The sequence below is a fragment of the Streptococcus sp. oral taxon 431 genome (genome assembly GCF_023115445.1).
In the GTDB taxonomy this organism is placed as follows: domain Bacteria; phylum Bacillota; class Bacilli; order Lactobacillales; family Streptococcaceae; genus Streptococcus.
Genome location: NZ_JALDUI010000002.1, coordinates 118,331 through 134,256, shown reverse-complemented (window position 1 = coordinate 134,256; position 15,926 = coordinate 118,331). Strand labels below are relative to the sequence as shown.

At 38.6% G+C, this 15,926-nt stretch carries 19 protein-coding genes; 18 read left to right on the top strand and 1 reads right to left on the bottom strand.

Features of this window, described 5'->3' with window-relative positions:
* The first annotated feature begins 75 nt into the window (after positions 1-75).
* From M1R56_RS02505 to dltD, 7 genes are all read left to right on the top strand, one after another.
* Entirely contained in the window at positions 76-918 is an 843-nt protein-coding gene (locus tag M1R56_RS02505) for an amino acid ABC transporter substrate-binding protein (protein ID WP_248034489.1), read from the top strand.
* A gap of 153 nt (positions 919-1,071) precedes the next feature.
* Positions 1,072-1,926 (top strand): MetQ/NlpA family ABC transporter substrate-binding protein, encoded by an 855-nt coding sequence (locus M1R56_RS02500; RefSeq protein WP_060955091.1) that lies wholly within the window; start codon positions 1,072-1,074, stop codon positions 1,924-1,926.
* A gap of 122 nt (positions 1,927-2,048) precedes the next feature.
* Entirely contained in the window at positions 2,049-3,422 is a 1,374-nt protein-coding gene (locus M1R56_RS02495; RefSeq protein ID WP_000231835.1) for a M20/M25/M40 family metallo-hydrolase, read from the top strand.
* Positions 3,415-4,476 carry a methionine ABC transporter ATP-binding protein gene (locus M1R56_RS02490; RefSeq protein ID WP_248034488.1) on the top strand — a complete coding sequence of 354 codons (1,062 nt, stop codon included), beginning with the start codon at positions 3,415-3,417 and terminating at the stop codon, positions 4,474-4,476. Before M1R56_RS02495 ends, M1R56_RS02490 begins: the two co-directional genes overlap by 8 nt.
* A 1-nt stretch (position 4,477) precedes the next feature.
* The gene (locus M1R56_RS02485) at positions 4,478-5,170 is read left to right on the top strand and encodes a methionine ABC transporter permease (RefSeq protein ID WP_000818851.1); all 693 of its coding nucleotides are present in this window, start codon (positions 4,478-4,480) and stop codon (positions 5,168-5,170) included.
* Between the two features lie 335 nt (positions 5,171-5,505).
* The gene (gene dltB / locus M1R56_RS02480) at positions 5,506-6,660 is read left to right on the top strand and encodes a D-alanyl-lipoteichoic acid biosynthesis protein DltB (RefSeq protein ID WP_248034487.1); all 1,155 of its coding nucleotides are present in this window, start codon (positions 5,506-5,508) and stop codon (positions 6,658-6,660) included.
* 47 nt (positions 6,661-6,707) lie between these two features.
* A complete protein-coding gene (dltD, locus tag M1R56_RS02475) occupies positions 6,708-7,880 on the top strand; it encodes a D-alanyl-lipoteichoic acid biosynthesis protein DltD (RefSeq protein WP_248034486.1) in 1,173 nt (390 codons plus the stop codon).
* Positions 7,881-8,057: 177 nt separating this feature from the next.
* Here the strand turns inward: dltD and M1R56_RS02470 are convergent, their stop codons facing one another.
* A complete protein-coding gene (locus M1R56_RS02470) occupies positions 8,058-8,627 on the bottom strand; it encodes an MptD family putative ECF transporter S component (RefSeq protein WP_248034485.1) in 570 nt (189 codons plus the stop codon).
* 131 nt (positions 8,628-8,758) lie between these two features.
* Here M1R56_RS02470 and M1R56_RS02465 point away from each other — a divergent pair, with 131 nt between their 5' ends.
* The 11 genes from M1R56_RS02465 (at position 8,759) to M1R56_RS02415 (ending at position 15,857) form a co-directional block, all read left to right on the top strand.
* Positions 8,759-9,610, top strand: a complete 852-nt coding sequence (locus M1R56_RS02465; RefSeq protein WP_248034484.1) for an Rgg/GadR/MutR family transcriptional regulator — start codon at positions 8,759-8,761, stop codon at positions 9,608-9,610.
* A gap of 189 nt (positions 9,611-9,799) precedes the next feature.
* Positions 9,800-11,047 carry a transporter gene (locus M1R56_RS02460; RefSeq protein ID WP_248034483.1) on the top strand — a complete coding sequence of 416 codons (1,248 nt, stop codon included), beginning with the start codon at positions 9,800-9,802 and terminating at the stop codon, positions 11,045-11,047.
* Positions 11,048-11,127: 80 nt separating this feature from the next.
* A complete protein-coding gene (gene hisS, locus M1R56_RS02455) occupies positions 11,128-12,408 on the top strand; it encodes a histidine--tRNA ligase (RefSeq protein ID WP_248034482.1) in 1,281 nt (426 codons plus the stop codon).
* Entirely contained in the window at positions 12,408-12,872 is a 465-nt protein-coding gene (locus M1R56_RS02450; protein ID WP_248034535.1) for a hypothetical protein, read from the top strand. Before hisS ends, M1R56_RS02450 begins: the two co-directional genes overlap by 1 nt.
* A 9-nt stretch (positions 12,873-12,881) precedes the next feature.
* Entirely contained in the window at positions 12,882-13,088 is a 207-nt protein-coding gene (locus tag M1R56_RS02445; protein ID WP_020902358.1) for a helix-turn-helix transcriptional regulator, read from the top strand.
* Entirely contained in the window at positions 13,088-13,276 is a 189-nt protein-coding gene (locus M1R56_RS02440; RefSeq protein WP_248034481.1) for a hypothetical protein, read from the top strand. The genes M1R56_RS02445 and M1R56_RS02440 overlap by 1 nt, the downstream gene beginning before the upstream one ends.
* A complete protein-coding gene (locus M1R56_RS02435) occupies positions 13,263-13,460 on the top strand; it encodes a hypothetical protein (RefSeq protein ID WP_075229660.1) in 198 nt (65 codons plus the stop codon). Before M1R56_RS02440 ends, M1R56_RS02435 begins: the two co-directional genes overlap by 14 nt.
* Before the next feature lie 2 nt (positions 13,461-13,462).
* Positions 13,463-14,203: a DUF3169 family protein gene (locus tag M1R56_RS02430; RefSeq protein ID WP_075229659.1), complete on the top strand. Its 741-nt coding sequence runs from the start codon at positions 13,463-13,465 to the stop codon at positions 14,201-14,203.
* A 55-nt stretch (positions 14,204-14,258) separates the two neighbouring features.
* Positions 14,259-14,972 (top strand): DUF3169 family protein, encoded by a 714-nt coding sequence (locus tag M1R56_RS02425; protein WP_248034480.1) that lies wholly within the window; start codon positions 14,259-14,261, stop codon positions 14,970-14,972.
* A gap of 9 nt (positions 14,973-14,981) precedes the next feature.
* On the top strand, positions 14,982-15,623 hold the full coding sequence (locus tag M1R56_RS02420; protein ID WP_248034479.1) for a type II CAAX endopeptidase family protein: 642 nt from the start codon (positions 14,982-14,984) through the stop codon (positions 15,621-15,623).
* Between the two features lie 18 nt (positions 15,624-15,641).
* Entirely contained in the window at positions 15,642-15,857 is a 216-nt protein-coding gene (locus tag M1R56_RS02415) for a hypothetical protein (RefSeq protein WP_248034478.1), read from the top strand.
* The last annotated feature ends 69 nt before the right edge of the window (positions 15,858-15,926 follow it).

The window sequence follows — 15,926 nt, the reverse complement described above, 5'->3', positions numbered from 1 at the left end:
TATAGAAATCATATAATAGCGTAATTCCTTTTTTTCTGTTAAGATAAGATTGTATTCTATTTTGGAGGAAATATCATGAAAAAAATCGTTAAGTATTCATCACTTGCTGCCCTAGGACTTGTAGCCGCAGGTGTATTGGCAGCTTGCTCAGGTGGTGAAAAGAAAGAGGCAGCATCTGGTGAAGCAACATCTGATAAGAAAGAAATCGTCGTAGCAACTAACGCGTCACCAAAACCATTTAACTATGAAGAAAACGGTGAGTTGACTGGTTTTGAGATTGAGGTTGTTCGCGCTATCTTTAAAGACTCAGACAAGTATACTGTCAAGTTTGAAAAGACAGAATGGTCAGGTATCTTTGCAGGTCTTGATGCTGATCGTTACCAAATGGCAGTTAACAACATCAGCTACACTAAAGAACGTGCAGAAAAGTACCTTTACGCAGCACCAACTGCTAAAAACCCTAACGTTCTCGTAGTTAAGAAAGATGATAACAGTATCAAGTCGCTTGATGATATCGGTGGAAAATCTACTGAAGTCGTTCAAGGAACAACATCAGCTAAACAATTGGAAGAATACAACAAACAACACGCAGATAACCCAACTGTCCTTAACTACACAAAAGCTGACTTCCAACAAATCATGGGACGTTTGAGCGACGGACAATTCGACTACAAGATTTTTGATAAAATCGGTGTAGAAACAGTTATCAAAAACCAAGGCTTGGACAACTTGAAAGTCATTGAACTTCCAAGCGACCAACAACCTTACGTTTACCCACTTCTTGCAAAAGGTCAAGATGAATTGAAATCATTTGTTGATAAACGCATCCAAGAACTATACAAAGACGGAACTCTTGAAAAATTATCTCAACAATTCTTTGGTGGTTCTTACCTCCCAGCAGAAGCTGATGTCAAATAAGTTTGTAAATCATCCATTCTCTCGTAGATGGATGATTTTGTAACTTTTAGACATATAGTTTAAAACTATATGTCTGCCTATCTAATAACAATTTGCGAAATCAAATAAAGTATGAGATACTATTACAGTATTATTTTTAAAGGAGAACGAATCATGAAAATCAAAAAATGGTTAGGCGTAGCAGCTATCGCTACAGTAGCAGGCCTTGCACTTGCAGCTTGCGGAAATTCAGAAAAGAAAGCAGACAATGCAACTACAGTTAAAATTGCGACTGTTAACCGTAGCGGTTCAGAAGAAGCACGCTGGGACAAAGTTCAAGAATTGGTTGAAAAAGACGGAATTAAATTGGAATTCACAGAGTTTACAGACTACTCACAACCAAATAAAGCAACTGCTGATGGTGAAGTAGACTTGAACGCTTTCCAACACTACAACTTCTTGAACAACTGGAACAAAGAAAACGGTAAAGACCTTGTAGCGATTGCAGATACTTATATCTCACCAATCCGCCTTTACTCAGGTAAAAACGGAGAAGAAAACAAGTACACTAAAGTGGAAGAAATCCCAGCAAACGGAGAAATCGCTGTACCTAACGATGCTACTAACGAAAGTCGTGCTCTTTACCTTCTTCAATCAGCTGGTTTGATCAAATTGGACGTTTCAGGAACTGCGCTTGCGACAATCGCAAACATCACAGAAAATCCAAAGAACTTGAAAATCACTGAATTAGACGCAAGTCAAACAGCTCGTTCATTATCATCCGTTGATGCGGCTGTTGTCAACAACACTTTTGTTACAGAAGCAAAATTGGACTACAAGAAAGCACTCTTTAAAGAGCAAGCTGACGAAAACTCAAAACAATGGTACAACATCATCGTTGCGAAAAAAGATTGGGAATCATCACCTAAAGCTGATGCAATCAAGAAAATTATCGCAGCTTACCATACTGATGAAGTGAAAAAAGTCATCGAAGAAACTTCAGACGGCTTGGATCAACCAGTTTGGTAATAAACACAGGGAGGTGGGAGAGATTTTTTCCACCTCTTGCTTTTATATAGAGACTAAAGAAAAGGAACATCCACTTGTATTGATTCCAAAGGTACAAGTCCTAGTAGAAAGGTAGAGAGAAAATGGTTTTCCCTAGCCAAGAAGAACAAATTGAAAAGTTTGAAAAGGATCATGTAGCGCAACATTACTTTGAAGTTTTGCGGACCTTGATTTCTAAAAAATCAGTCTTTGCCCAACAAGTCGGCCTTAAAGAGGTGGCTCGTTATCTAGGCGAGATCTTCAAGCGTGTAGGTGCAGAGGTCGAGATTGATGAGAGTTATACGGCACCCTTTGTCATGGCGCATTTTAAAAGTTCACGCCCAAATGCCAAGACTATCATTTTCTACAACCACTATGACACCGTACCTGCGGATGGCGACCAAGTCTGGACAGAGGATCCATTTACGCTTTCTGTCCGTGATGGCATCATGTATGGACGCGGGGTTGATGATGACAAGGGACATATCACTGCCCGCTTGAGTGCTCTTAGAAAATACATGCAGCATCATGATGATCTACCAGTCAATATCAGTTTCATCATGGAAGGAGCTGAAGAGTCTGCCTCTATGGACTTGGACAAATATTTAGAAAAACATGCGGACAAGCTTCGTGGTGCAGATTTATTGGTCTGGGAACAAGGGACCAAAAATGCCTTGGAACAGCTAGAAATCTCTGGTGGGAACAAAGGAATTGTAACCTTTGATGCTAAGGTCAAGAGTGCCGATGTGGATATCCACTCTAGCTATGGCGGCATTGTAGAGTCAGCTCCATGGTATCTGATTCAAGCCTTGACCAGTTTGCGAGCTGCAGATGGACGTATTTTAGTTGAGGGCTTGTACGATGAGGTCCAAGAGCCTAACGAACGTGAGTTAGCCTTGGTTGAAACCTATGCTCAACGCAATCCAGAAGAAATCAGCCAGATTTATGGCTTGGAATTGCCACTTTTACAAGAGGAACGTACAGCCTTTCTAAAGCGTTTCTTCTTTGAACCAGCACTCAATATCGAAGGAATTCAGTCTGGTTATCAGGGGCAAGGAGTTAAAACGATTCTACCAGCAGAGGCTAGTGCCAAGCTAGAAGTTCGTTTGGTTCCTGGATTGGACCCGCATGATGTTTTGGATAAAATCCGGAAACAACTAGACAAAAACGGCTTTGATAAGGTAGAATTATACTATACCTTGGGTGAGATGAGTTATCGAAGCGATATGAGTGCACCATCTATTCTCAATGTTATTGAGTTAGCCAAGAAATTCTATCCACAGGGCGTATCAGTCTTGCCGACTACAGCTGGGACAGGACCTATGCATACGGTCTTTGATGCTTTAGAAGTACCTATGGTTGCCTTTGGTCTAGGAAATGCCAATAGCCGAGATCACGGTGGAGATGAAAACGTGCGAATCGCCGATTATTACACCCATATTGAATTAGTAGAGGAGCTGATTAGAAGCTATGAGTAGAGATATTATCAAGTTAGATCAGATCGATGTGACTTTTCACCAAAAGAAGAGAACTATCACAGCGGTCAAGGATGTGACCATTCACATCCAAGAAGGGGATATCTATGGAATCGTTGGATATTCTGGAGCAGGGAAATCAACCCTTGTGCGGGTGATTAACCTCTTGCAAAAACCATCTGCAGGCAAAATTACTATTGATGACGATGTGATTTTTGATGGCAAGGTGACCTTGACGGCAGAGCAGTTGCGTCGTAAACGTCAAGATATTGGAATGATTTTCCAGCATTTCAACCTCATGAGCCAAAAGACAGCAGAGGAAAACGTAGCCTTTGCCCTCAAACACTCTGGGCTCAGCAAGGAAGAAAAGAAGGCTAAAGTAGCTAAATTGCTCGACTTGGTGGGCTTGGCTGACCGTGCCGAAAACTATCCTTCACAACTATCTGGAGGTCAAAAACAACGTGTGGCTATTGCGCGTGCCTTGGCCAATGATCCAAAAATCTTGATTTCAGACGAGTCAACTTCAGCTCTTGATCCAAAGACAACGAAACAAATCTTGTCACTCTTGCAAGAATTGAACCGTAAACTAGGTTTGACCATTGTCTTGATTACACACGAGATGCAGATTGTCAAAGATATTGCTAACCGTGTGGCAGTGATGCAGGATGGCCGCTTGATTGAAGAAGGTAGCGTTCTTGAAATCTTCTCAGATCCTAAGCAGCCATTGACTCAGGACTTTATCTCGACTGCGACAGGTATCGATGAAGCTATGGTCAAGATTGAGAAACAAGAAATTGTAGAGCACTTATCTGAAAACAGCATTTTGGTACAACTCAAGTATGCAGGCGCTTCTACAGATGAGCCGCTTTTGAATGAATTGTACAAACATTACCAAGTAACAGCCAATATTCTTTATGGAAATATTGAAATTTTGGACGGCACTCCTGTCGGTGAACTTGTGGTTGTTCTGTCAGGGGAAAAAGAAGCCTTGACAAGCGCTCAAGATGCCATCCGTCAGGCAGGTGTGCAACTAAAAGTATTGAAGGGAGGACAGTAAGATGGCAGAATTGATTAAAGCATACTTACCAAACGTCTACAAGATGGGTTGGTCTGGTCAGGCTGGCTGGGGAACGGCAATCTACTTGACTCTTTATATGACGGTTCTTTCCTTCCTCATCGGAGGTTTCCTAGGGCTGGTTGCAGGGCTTTTCCTTGTCTTGACAGCTCCAGGTGGTGTCTTGGAAAATAAAGTTGTTTTCTGGATTTTAGACAAGATTACCTCTATCTTCCGTGCGGTGCCATTTATCATTCTCTTGGCTGTCTTGTCACCCTTCTCTCATCTAATCGTAGGGACAAGTATCGGACCAAATGCGGCTATTGTACCCCTATCTTTTGCAGTCTTTGCCTTCTTTGCTCGTCAGGTACAGGTGGTATTGGCAGAGCTAGATGGTGGTGTCATCGAGGCAGCTCAAGCTAGCGGAGCTACTTTCTGGGACATCGTAGGTGTTTACCTATCAGAAGGTCTACCAGACTTGATCCGTGTGACAACTGTGACCTTGATCTCACTAGTTGGTGAAACAGCTATGGCGGGAGCGGTCGGAGCAGGTGGTATCGGTAACGTAGCTATCGCCTATGGATTTAACCGTTTCAATCATGATGTGACAGTCCTTGCGACTCTCATCATTATCCTGATTATCTTTACAATTCAGTTCTTGGGAGACTTCTTGACCAAGAAATTAAGTCATAAATAAAAAAAGAGCTAAGTGGCTCTCAGATTGAAGAAAAAGTCCGTTGTGGACAATTTTCTTCAATCTTTTTCTTTTATTAGAGAAAATAAAAAAACTCTTAAAAATAGCATGTTTCAGCATTTCTAAGAGTTTTCAAGATGTAGTAACTAAGCTCCTTTAATTACCGAAAGGGCTTGTCTACCTACTGAGAGCCGTGTGGCTCTTTTTATAAACTATATTTGTTATTCAAGTGGAATAAACCTTTGGAAGTATGGTATAATGAGAAAGCATATTTCGATATGACTAAGGTAGTAATCTATCTGTAGAGAATTATGAAATGATAAAGGAGTTTGGCTAGTATGAATTATTTTGAGGGGAATGAGTTTTTCCTTCTATTGTTTGTAGTCTTATTGATTGGTTTTATTTTAAACTATTTTGGCAAGCGTAAGGATTATTATATTTTAAGTCTGTCAATTTTATTTGCAGGAGCCATCTATGGTAAGAGTAAAGTCATGGTTGTTTATCTATTGGCTTTCATCATCTACCAATATGTCCTAGTTTTCATAGCACAAAAAATGGATTCAAAACGGTTGAAACCACTGGTTATGTTATCCATTTTACCTTTAGTAGTCAATAAAGTCTTTGCCATAACCCAGCTACATTTGTTGGCTTTTATTGGGATTTCTTATATGTCCTTTAAAACTATCCAAATCATGCTGGAAATATCGGATGGTTTAATCAAAGAAAAAATCAGTGTAAAAGATTATCTTCAGTTTCTACTCTTTTTCCCTACAGTTAGTTCGGGACCAATCGATCGTAGCAGAAGATTTCTAAAAGAGATCAATGAAGTCATGCCTAGAAAAGACTACCTAGAGTTAGCAGGTGATGGTATTTATCGCATTGTTCTAGGCCTTCTCTACAAGGTGGTTCTATCAACCTATGTTTACCAGATGCTACTTGCTCTAAGCAATACTGGTACAGTTGTCTACTCACTCAAATATATGTACTTGTATACATTCTATCTGTTCTTTGACTTTGCGGGTTATAGTTTGATGGCTGTTGGGAGCAGTAATATTTTGGGCATTCAGACACCGATGAATTTCAATAAACCTTTCTTGAGTGTTGATATCAAGGATTTCTGGACTAGATGGCACATTACCTTGTCAACTTGGTTGAGAGATTTTGTATTTTCAAGAGTTTTGATGCAGGTTATCAGAAAAAAATGGTTTAAGAATAGATTGCACAATGCAGCCTATGCCTATATGGTCAATATGCTGGTCATGGGATTTTGGCATGGAATTAGTATCAGCTACATCGCTTATGGTTTTTACCATGGAATCTTGATGTCTGGATTTGAAATTTATCAAAAGAAAAGCACTTTTTATAAGAAACATAAAAATAAAACTTGGTACAAGCTAATAAGTTGGTTTGTGACCATGAATTTAGTTATGGTTGGTTTCTTTATCTTTTCAGGTGAACCTTATAAGATAATCAGGACAATTTTAAGTAGATAAAGAAATTTAAAGAAATCTGCTAAATCAAGGAGATTGGACAAAACGAGATGATTAAGTTAAAAGCATTTTTACTATCGCTTGTGCTCGTAATTGCGACACTTGCCCTTTTAAATGTGACATATGTTAAGAAGGTTGATGATTATTATAAAGTCAAGGACAATAGTATTCGCTACAGCACTTCTTATGAAAAGTATAAAAGTAGAGATATTCTAACAAATAATATCACTCCCAACACACTAGTTCTACTGGGTTCCTCAGAGTTAGTTGCGACGATAAATGAGGATTACCATCCCAATAAAATTTTTAACTACAATGATTTTAATATCATGCAGATAGGAACTAGTTATTCTCAAAATATCATTCAAGCTACAACCTTGAGCTCGATTGAGGGGGCTATGAGTAAGCGAAAAGTAGCCATTGTAGAGTCTGTTCAATGGTTCGAAAAGGATGGGACTCATCAAGATGCTTTTTTAAATAAGGCTTCTCAGGAACATATTTTCCACATGCTAGATAATGAGAAAATCAGTAAGGAAACCAAAGAAAAACTAATCAATCGCATTATTGAGATTACCAAAGGGAATAAACAACAGAACGATGTCTATAAAAAGTATAAAAGTTATTTCATAGATGGAAAAGGGACAATCATTGATAAAAAATTATTGGAACTTGACAATGCGGTTTATTCCTTTAAGCTTAAACGAAAATTCTATGAAAATCATGCCAAATCAGATTATCCTTCATTAGGGGATAAAACACCTGACTATAATTGGGAGCAGCTGACAGATCAGTTTGTAGCAGAAGTTAAAAAGAAAACAGACAATAATGATTATGCTGTGGATAACAACTACTACAATACTTATTTGAAAGATCGCTATGCTTCATTAAAAGATTCTAATAAAGATTTGAGCTACCTGGAGTCACCAGAGTATTCAGATATGGAACTCTTCTTGACAGTTGCTAAGGAATTGGGAATTGAAGTTGAAGTTATTATACTCCCAGTAAATGGTAAGTGGAATGATTACACAGGTGTTTCACGAGAAATGCGTGAAGAAACTTACAAAAAAATAGAAAATGTTGCCCAAAGCCATGGTGCTACTGTGTTAAACTATGGAAATAAAGAGTATGAAGATTACTTTTTATTTGACGTGATGCACGTTGGGGTGAAAGGATGGATGGAAGTTGAAAAAGAACTTTACAAATTTGCAAATGAAACTAACTGACACACAACGTTTACTATTGTGGACCTTGTTTTTCTACACGGTTATTTTAAGCATCGTGATTTATTCTCTTGTCACAGATTTTTCAAACATCCAAGAATTTATTTACAGTGAATTTTAAATATTTCATTAAAAAAGCCCCTTGTCTCAAATAAATATTAGAGACAAGGAGCTTTTTTGTTACTGTTTATGTGTTAATTTCTTACTAAGGGCTTGTCCGATCAAGGCACCGAGTAGAGCACCGATAAGGACGCTTGCTACAAAGAGAAGGATAGTACCAGGGTTAGGAGCAACCATGATGCGATCAATATAGTCCTGAGATTTTCCACGAGCTACTAGAGTTGCGATATAGGCTTGAGGGGTCACCCACATGAGTAGGATGGGACCAGTAGTACCAAAAGCAAAAACTAGGAAGGAAAGAAGGTTCTTGAACTTATCCTTGTAATGTCCTAGGTGAGCGATGCCATCTGCCACAAGTCCGCAGATAATTCCTGGCAGAAAGGCTCCAGCACCATGCTTGCTCCCGAGGAAAAATAGAGAAATTACAAGTCCAGTCGTAGTAATCGCTCCAAAACGAGGCACTTTTTCTAAAAGGATCATATAGACGCTACCACCCACAAGAGCAGAAAAGGCAGGGGCGTAAAACATATTTCCAGTGTGGTCGACAAGGTTCCCTAGTAGAACCCCCACTCCGATACAGAGAAAGTAAACAAGAGCAGCTACAAGGGTTGTTAAGATATTCTTTTTCATAAGTTCTCCTTCGTATATCTGATGTTATTCATTGTATCATGCCTGGCTCAGATTGTAAATGCTGGTTTGGAACTAGTATTTATTAGGAAATGTGGTAAAATAGGAAAAAATAAAAGACGAGTGGTAAGAGGATGAAGAATTTAGGAAAAGTTTTTAAAGAGTTACGAGAATCTAGAAAAATCTCCTTGAGAAAAGCAACAGGTGGACGCTTTTCAGCATCCTTATTATCACGTTTTGAAAATGGTCAGAGTGAAATATCTGCTCCAAAGTTAATCACAGCTTTGGAGAATATTCATACGAGTATGGAAGAATTATTATTTTTGGCGAGAGGTTTTCATCAGGATGCCTATTCTGAATTTAGAAACAGAATCTTTGAGGCTATAGACCCACAAGATTTAACATCTTTGCGGACTCTATACCAGAGAGAGTATCAACAACTTCCTTTTTCAAAGGATAAACAAGAACACATTCTCAAAGCTATTTTGATAAAATCCTATATGAAAGCCATTGATGAGACGGTTACATTGACCTCTGAGGAAGAAAGAGTCCTACATGATCATCTATTTTCTGTTGAAATTTGGGGGCTCTATGAACTTTCGTTCTTTTCTTCCTGCTCTCCTCTTTTATCAGTCCAGCTTTTGACAAAGTATACTCGGGAAATGTTGCGGAAGTCAGATTTCTTGCAAGGAGTTGGAAAAAATCGAAATATGATGCACACCCTGATCCTCAATGCTTTTATGGCCTGTATTGAAGTTGATGATTTTACCAATGCCCTCTATTTCAAAAAACAAATTGAAAAGAACTTCTTTGAAGAAAATGAAACCTATTTTCGAATAGTCTACCTATGGGCAGAAGGTTTGCTTGATAGTAGGCAAGGAAGAGCGGAGGAAGGGCAGAGAAAAATGGAGGACGCTGTCCGTATTTTCGAGATGATTGGTTGTAGCAAATCTGCAGATTATTATAGAAGCGCTATAAAGTGTTGAGTATCTGCAACTAGATAAATTAAGTTGAAACGATAGGGCTATGAAGATACTTATTAACATTAGACAAATTCTATCATTTTCGTTGTTCGTTTAGTCTGTTGCATATATTCAAAAATGTCTTCTCGTAAGATTCTTGATGCTATACTAGAGCTACCATAAAAGTAGTATGTGAGAAAGAGAGGAATCTATATGAAACTATTACTAAGAAATCAAGCTTACAGAGTTTTGAGTTTATCACGATTTTTCAATGCTTTTGGAGCTTCCATTTTTAATTTAGTGTTTGTGGTCTATGCCTCAACTTTGCCAGAGGCTTCTGTTGCCGTTGCTATGGCGAATGTTGTGATGATGCTTCCAACTCTTTTTACAGTTTTTGTGGGCATTCGGGCAGATTATACCAAGGACAAGGTCAAATGGATGACCTATGTCGGTTTATTTCAGGCGGTTTTATTTTTTCTAGCAGCCCTAGTTGTTCAGCAAGCTAGTTTCTTTGCCTTTTCGACCCTTTGTCTCATCAATGTCATTAGTGATGTAGCTAGTGATTTTGCTGGTGGCTTGCGAATGCCTCTCGTTAAAGAAAAAGTAGCAGAGCCAGATTTGATGGAGGCCTATTCCTTTTCCCAGTTTATTACCTATATTTCTGCTATTGGCGGCCAAGCTTTTGGAGTTTGGCTATTAGGGGTGTCAACACAGAACTTTTCGCTCGTAGCGGGAATCAATGCCATATTTTTCCTAGTGTCAGCTCTCATTCTCTTTTTAGGAAGGGCTGAATTAAGCTTATCAACTCCACTTGTTGATAGTAAATCACTGAAAAATGAGAAACTTTCTATCAAAGATCAATTTTTAACGATTTATCGAAACTTACGTCTCGTTTTTCTTAAAAGTGGACAGAAAAACTTTGGTTTTATGCTCTTTGCTATCTTGCTTATCAATGCTTTGGGTGGTGCCTTAGGTGGTATCTATAACATCTTCCTTTTAAATCATTCCTTACTGAATTTTTCCTACAAGGATGCCTTGTTTATCTTACAATTGATTACCTTATTAGCAGTTATCATCAGTAGTCTTACGGGAAATGACTATTTTGGGAAGCAATCTCTGCCTAGATTGATGATGTGGGTTACATTAGGAGCCAGTCTAGTTGGGCTATCTAATTTGTTAAACCAAGTCTTGCTCGGGATGCTTTTCGTCTTTTTTACCATGTATATCTCTGGTAAAATTTCCCCTAAAATTAGTGCTCTGCTCATGAAAAATCTTGCTCCAGAGGTTCTCTCTCGTACCAGTAATTTTTTAGGTTTGTTGTTTACTCTATCTATACCAGTGGGGACGGCCTGTTTTTCACTGGTGGCGGTATGGGATATACAGTTGACTTGGATACTTTTCGTAGGTCTTTCTCTGATAGCTATTCTTCTGACAAGTCTCAATCTCAAAAATGAAATTTAGGTGTTCGTCTTCTTTTCAGACTGTCCCAATCCCTTCATTTATGGTAAAATAGGACTATTAAGTTATAAAGAGGATTCTCTATGAAATTACAAAAACCAAAAGGAACGCAGGATATTTTACCTGCTGAGTCTGTCAAATGGCAGTACGTTGAAGGCTTTGCGCGTGAAATCTTCAAACGCTACAACTACGCAGAAGTACGTACCCCAATTTTTGAGCACTACGAAGTCATCAGTCGTTCTGTTGGAGACACAACGGATATCGTAACCAAGGAAATGTATGATTTCTATGACAAGGGAGACCGTCATATTACCCTCCGTCCAGAAGGAACTGCTCCAGTCGTTCGTTCTTATGTGGAAAACAAACTCTTTGCACCAGAGGTTCAAAAACCAAGTAAGTTCTACTACATGGGGCCAATGTTCCGCTATGAGCGCCCACAAGCAGGTCGTTTACGCCAATTCCACCAGATAGGTGTGGAGTGTTTTGGCTCTAGCAATCCAGCTACTGATGTAGAAACGATCGCTATGGCAGCCCACTTCTTGAAAGAAATTGGCATACAAGGTGTTAAATTGCACCTCAACACCCTTGGAAATCCTGAGAGCCGTGCAGCCTACCGTCAGGCCTTGATTGACTATTTGACACCACTAAAGGAGACCTTGTCTAAGGATAGCCAACGTCGCTTGGAGGAAAATCCTCTCCGTGTCTTGGACTCTAAGGAAAAAGAAGACAAGGTGTCAGTGGAGAATGCACCATCTATCTTGGATTACCTGGATGCAGAAAGCCAAGCTCACTTTGATGCTGTTCGTCAGATGTTGGAAAATCTGGGTGTAGACTACATCATTGATACCAATATGGTGCGTGGTCTGGACTACTACAACCACACGATTTTCGAGTTCATCACAGAAATCGAGGGCAATGACTTGACCGTCTGTGCGGGTGGTCGCTATGATGGCTTAGTTGCCTATTTTGGTGGCCCTGAGACTGCTGGATTTGGTTTTGGACTTGGTGTAGAGCGCCTGCTTTTGGTCCTTGAAAAACAAGGTGTAGCACTTCCTATCGAAAACGCCCTAGATGTCTATATCGCAGTCTTGGGAGAAGGAGCAAATGTTAAGGCCTTGGAATTAGTACAGGCTCTTCGCCAACAAGGTTTCAAAGCAGAGCGTGATTACCTTAACCGCAAGCTTAAAGCTCAGTTTAAGTCAGCCGATGTCTTTGCGGCTAAGACTATCATCACTCTAGGAGAGAGTGAAGTCGAAAGCGGACAAGTGACAGTTAAGAATAACCAAACTCGAGAAGAAGTTCAAGTGTCACTTGATGCTATCAGTCAAAACTTCTCAGAAACCTTTGAAAAACTAGGATTTTAATAGCAGATAAACTGGTCAGGATTTTACTCCTGACCGTTTTCTTTTGCAAAATGACAAAAATCATAAACTTTTTGACAAATATGATTGTCAAAAAGAAAAAGATGTGTTACAATGTAAGCAAGTTAAGAGAAAAGGAGCAAGGAACGATTATGTGGGCATTAGGATTTGTACCTCTTGTGATTATGTATTATATCTACCATTCCCAAAAGGTCAAGAAACTAGAAAATCAAATTAAAAAAATTGAGCAAAAACAGAAAGGAAATATAGATATGTCAAAATTATTAAAAGAATTGATTGGGAGAACGCCGGTCATCGTTGGACAATTATTTGGAACAGATAACTGGGAAGTTGTGGATGTTGATGAGGAATGGGTCAAGCTACGACGTGTAGATAAAAAGGGAAAAGAAAAATTCAAACTACAACGCATTGAGGATATCCAAACGATTCAATTTGACGGAGAGTAGGTGTGTAACATGCAACTAAAAAATCGTCTAAAAGAGCTTCGGGCTCGCGATGGCCTTAATCAAACTGAACTGGCCAAGCTAGCAGGCGTGTCCAGGCAGACCATTAGCCTATTAGAACGGGACGAATACACCCCGTCCATTATCATTGCCCTGAAAATATCTCAAATTTTCAACGAAACAGTCGAATCGGTATTTCGCTTAGAGGAGGATGAGTGATGAATAAGTTTAAAGTGATTTATTACATGAGTGTTCTTGCCCTCATTGTGAGTGCTTTCGCTATGATTGGAACATTACTGGGGTGGTTTTATTTTGATGAAAGTAAGTATTTGTTTTGGCTTAATTTAGCCCTCTTGTCCATTTTCAATCGGTTGAAGAAAAAGGAGAAAAATGATGAACAAGTATAAAGTGATTTATTATGTAGTTGCCCTAGCTTTATTAGTCAGCGTATTTCTACTGATTGGGATGGACCTAGGCTGGTTTAATCCATATCAAAGCAACCAATTTATTTGGACCTACTTTGCTCTTATCCCAGTCGTTGACTGGATTGAAAAGAAAGTAAACAATTTAGCAAGTGAAAAAGGAGAATGAATATGAAAAAGAATAAGAAAGGTGGCTTGTTATTTTTAATGTCTGTTGTCTTTGGAGGTTTCTTGGGCGGTTTTGTAGGGATGTATAAGGCCGGTGCCGAATCCTACGAAGTTATTTTAGATGTAAAAGTCTTGATACCCTGGATATCAACTATTTGTTTACTGTTAGGTTTCATTAGCATTCTTTTGACGTTCAATTTCTTAAAGAAAAGCAGAAAATTTCATTCCTTGTATCAAGAGGAGATGGATGATGACCTGAATGAAACCTATTATGTGCAAATGTACCGGAATCTTGAGTTTGGTAACATTGCTTTTAATATTACAAACGTAGCGATTTTATTGGCTCTCTTCATTTCAGCAAGTGAAGTGGTTATACTAAATAGAAGCAATATAACCTTATCTCTTTCTTTTTTGGGATTAGTGTTGATTTTTAATGCTCAAAAATATTTTTATAAAACCATTGCGATTGTTCGCCAGTTTGATATGGTATTTTTCTCTATGCCAAAGGATATCTTAGATTATGTCAATTCTTACGATGAAGGGGAGCGCCAGGCTAATTTGGAACAGAGTTTTCGGATTTTATTCCAATTACATCAGTATGTCTTGCCAGCTTTGTACTTTCTGATTGCTCTCTTTTCTTTACTGACAGGAGAGATTCAGTTACTAGCCTTCTTGCTCGTAGGAACAATCCATATTTATATCAATGTGATGCAGTTACCTATGGTAAAACGCTATTTCAAATAGGAAAGATCACTGAAACTACTTAAGGTTATTGGCTAGTTTAGATAGAGGTCAGAAAATGAATAATAATCGTAGATGGTTGAGAGTAGTAATGTGTATGTTAAGTGCTTTTGTAGTAGCCTTTGCCTACACTCTTAGAGGGATAGTTGAACAGATTCAAATGGAACAAGTCTTACCTACTATTTATGGAATCGCTCTTGTTATTGGAGGACTTTCCTTCGTTTTAGCCATGTATTATCTTGGTAAAAGTCGCGAAGTTTATACTCTTTATCAAAGGGCGACAGAGGAAGAAGATAGTAACCAAACCTATGTAAGAGCTTATCGTTACTTAGATTATGGTTCAGTTTCTTCAAATGTTTTGATGATAGCAATGATGACCAGTGGGATCATACTAATTTCTCCGATATTTAAAAATACCTTGCTAATTCTTCCTACTCTTATTCTATTATGCTTATACATTATTGTTGCCAATTACTTGTTGCGAACTATTTTTATCGTTCGACACTATAAACTGTCTGCTTATTACACTCCAAAAGATATTTTAACCTATCTTAACAGTTATGATGAGGGAGAAAAGCAGGCAGAGATGGAGAGTGCCTATTTAACTCTGTTTAGGTTGAATCAGATTTTACTGCCATCACTCTATTTTTTATTGATAGTATTATCAGTTGTTTTACGAGAAATACAAGTGGTTGCCTTAGTTCTTTTAGTCGTCATTCATTTTTATATAACTATCGCACAATTAAGAAAAACAAAACGTTATTTTAAATAGGAGTCTTTTATGAAATTACTTAAAAACATTGGCTGGTTTGTTCTTGCTTTCTTATCATTTTTGTTTATCTACGGTTTTATTCAGGCATTACCTCTGATTACTCTTAGCTTAGGTGCACCTATAATCGGTGTTCTTCCGCTTTATATTCTCTTGGCAGGAGCATTTACATTCTTAACATACAAGTGGTATAAGACAGGAACCGTTACGATTGAAAAAACAGCCCTCAACAAATACATCTGGTTGCCTGCCTTGGTATGGGCCCTTGTCATTGTTGCCCAATTCTTTTTGCCAAATGATCCATCAGTCAATCAACAGACGGCAGAACAATTGACTCATAATCAACCTCTCTTCGCTTTCTTCATGATAGTTGTCTTTGCGCCCCTGACAGAAGAGTTAACCTTTAGAGGTATGCTAGCTCGTTATGTCTTCCCTCAACAGGATAATGTCAAGCAGACAGCTCTCTTCCTACTTGTAAGTAGTATCATTTTTGCTCTTGTTCATTTCCCTGGCACTCCTCAACAATTTCTAGTTTATGCTTCACTTGGTTTTAGTTTGGGATTGGCTTATATCAGCAAAGGTGGTCTGGCTTATAGTATGGGATTGCATGCCTTGAACAATTTAATTTCATTTGTCATGATAATGATGCTATAATAGACTCAGGAGGAAGTCATGAAACGAGTGATATTATTAGCAGTGATTCAGGCAGTTGTTCTCTTCTTCATTATTGGAGCGCTTGCCTATGCTTTTAAAGGGGATTTCTTTTATAACTATCTAGCAGTTATCTTTGCACCAATTGCAGGTATTATGAGATTTGCAACAGCCTATGCAACGGAGATTGTTCTCCCTAAAAAGGCTGCAGAGATTGCTGCAAAGCGAAAAAAATAAAGAAATACCAAGTAAAATAAGATCCAGCGAATGACTTTGCTGGATTTTTTCATTTATAGCAGGATTCTT

What these genes read in the sequence shown, in the direction of transcription:
- M1R56_RS02505 (WP_248034489.1), top strand. Translation starts at nt 76, where the DNA reads ATGAAAAAAATCGTTAAGTATTCATCACTTGCTGCCCTAGGACTTGTA.
- M1R56_RS02500 (WP_060955091.1), top strand. Translation starts at nt 1,072, where the DNA reads ATGAAAATCAAAAAATGGTTAGGCGTAGCAGCTATCGCTACAGTAGCA.
- M1R56_RS02495 (WP_000231835.1), top strand. Translation starts at nt 2,049, where the DNA reads ATGGTTTTCCCTAGCCAAGAAGAACAAATTGAAAAGTTTGAAAAGGAT.
- M1R56_RS02490 (WP_248034488.1), top strand. Translation starts at nt 3,415, where the DNA reads ATGAGTAGAGATATTATCAAGTTAGATCAGATCGATGTGACTTTTCAC.
- M1R56_RS02485 (WP_000818851.1), top strand. Translation starts at nt 4,478, where the DNA reads ATGGCAGAATTGATTAAAGCATACTTACCAAACGTCTACAAGATGGGT.
- dltB (WP_248034487.1), top strand. Translation starts at nt 5,506, where the DNA reads ATGAATTATTTTGAGGGGAATGAGTTTTTCCTTCTATTGTTTGTAGTC.
- dltD (WP_248034486.1), top strand. Translation starts at nt 6,708, where the DNA reads ATGATTAAGTTAAAAGCATTTTTACTATCGCTTGTGCTCGTAATTGCG.
- M1R56_RS02470 (WP_248034485.1), bottom strand. Translation starts at nt 8,627, where the DNA reads ATGAAAAAGAATATCTTAACAACCCTTGTAGCTGCTCTTGTTTACTTT.
- M1R56_RS02465 (WP_248034484.1), top strand. Translation starts at nt 8,759, where the DNA reads ATGAAGAATTTAGGAAAAGTTTTTAAAGAGTTACGAGAATCTAGAAAA.
- M1R56_RS02460 (WP_248034483.1), top strand. Translation starts at nt 9,800, where the DNA reads ATGAAACTATTACTAAGAAATCAAGCTTACAGAGTTTTGAGTTTATCA.
- hisS (WP_248034482.1), top strand. Translation starts at nt 11,128, where the DNA reads ATGAAATTACAAAAACCAAAAGGAACGCAGGATATTTTACCTGCTGAG.
- M1R56_RS02445 (WP_020902358.1), top strand. Translation starts at nt 12,882, where the DNA reads ATGCAACTAAAAAATCGTCTAAAAGAGCTTCGGGCTCGCGATGGCCTT.
- M1R56_RS02440 (WP_248034481.1), top strand. Translation starts at nt 13,088, where the DNA reads ATGAATAAGTTTAAAGTGATTTATTACATGAGTGTTCTTGCCCTCATT.
- M1R56_RS02435 (WP_075229660.1), top strand. Translation starts at nt 13,263, where the DNA reads ATGAACAAGTATAAAGTGATTTATTATGTAGTTGCCCTAGCTTTATTA.
- M1R56_RS02430 (WP_075229659.1), top strand. Translation starts at nt 13,463, where the DNA reads ATGAAAAAGAATAAGAAAGGTGGCTTGTTATTTTTAATGTCTGTTGTC.
- M1R56_RS02425 (WP_248034480.1), top strand. Translation starts at nt 14,259, where the DNA reads ATGAATAATAATCGTAGATGGTTGAGAGTAGTAATGTGTATGTTAAGT.
- M1R56_RS02420 (WP_248034479.1), top strand. Translation starts at nt 14,982, where the DNA reads ATGAAATTACTTAAAAACATTGGCTGGTTTGTTCTTGCTTTCTTATCA.
- M1R56_RS02415 (WP_248034478.1), top strand. Translation starts at nt 15,642, where the DNA reads ATGAAACGAGTGATATTATTAGCAGTGATTCAGGCAGTTGTTCTCTTC.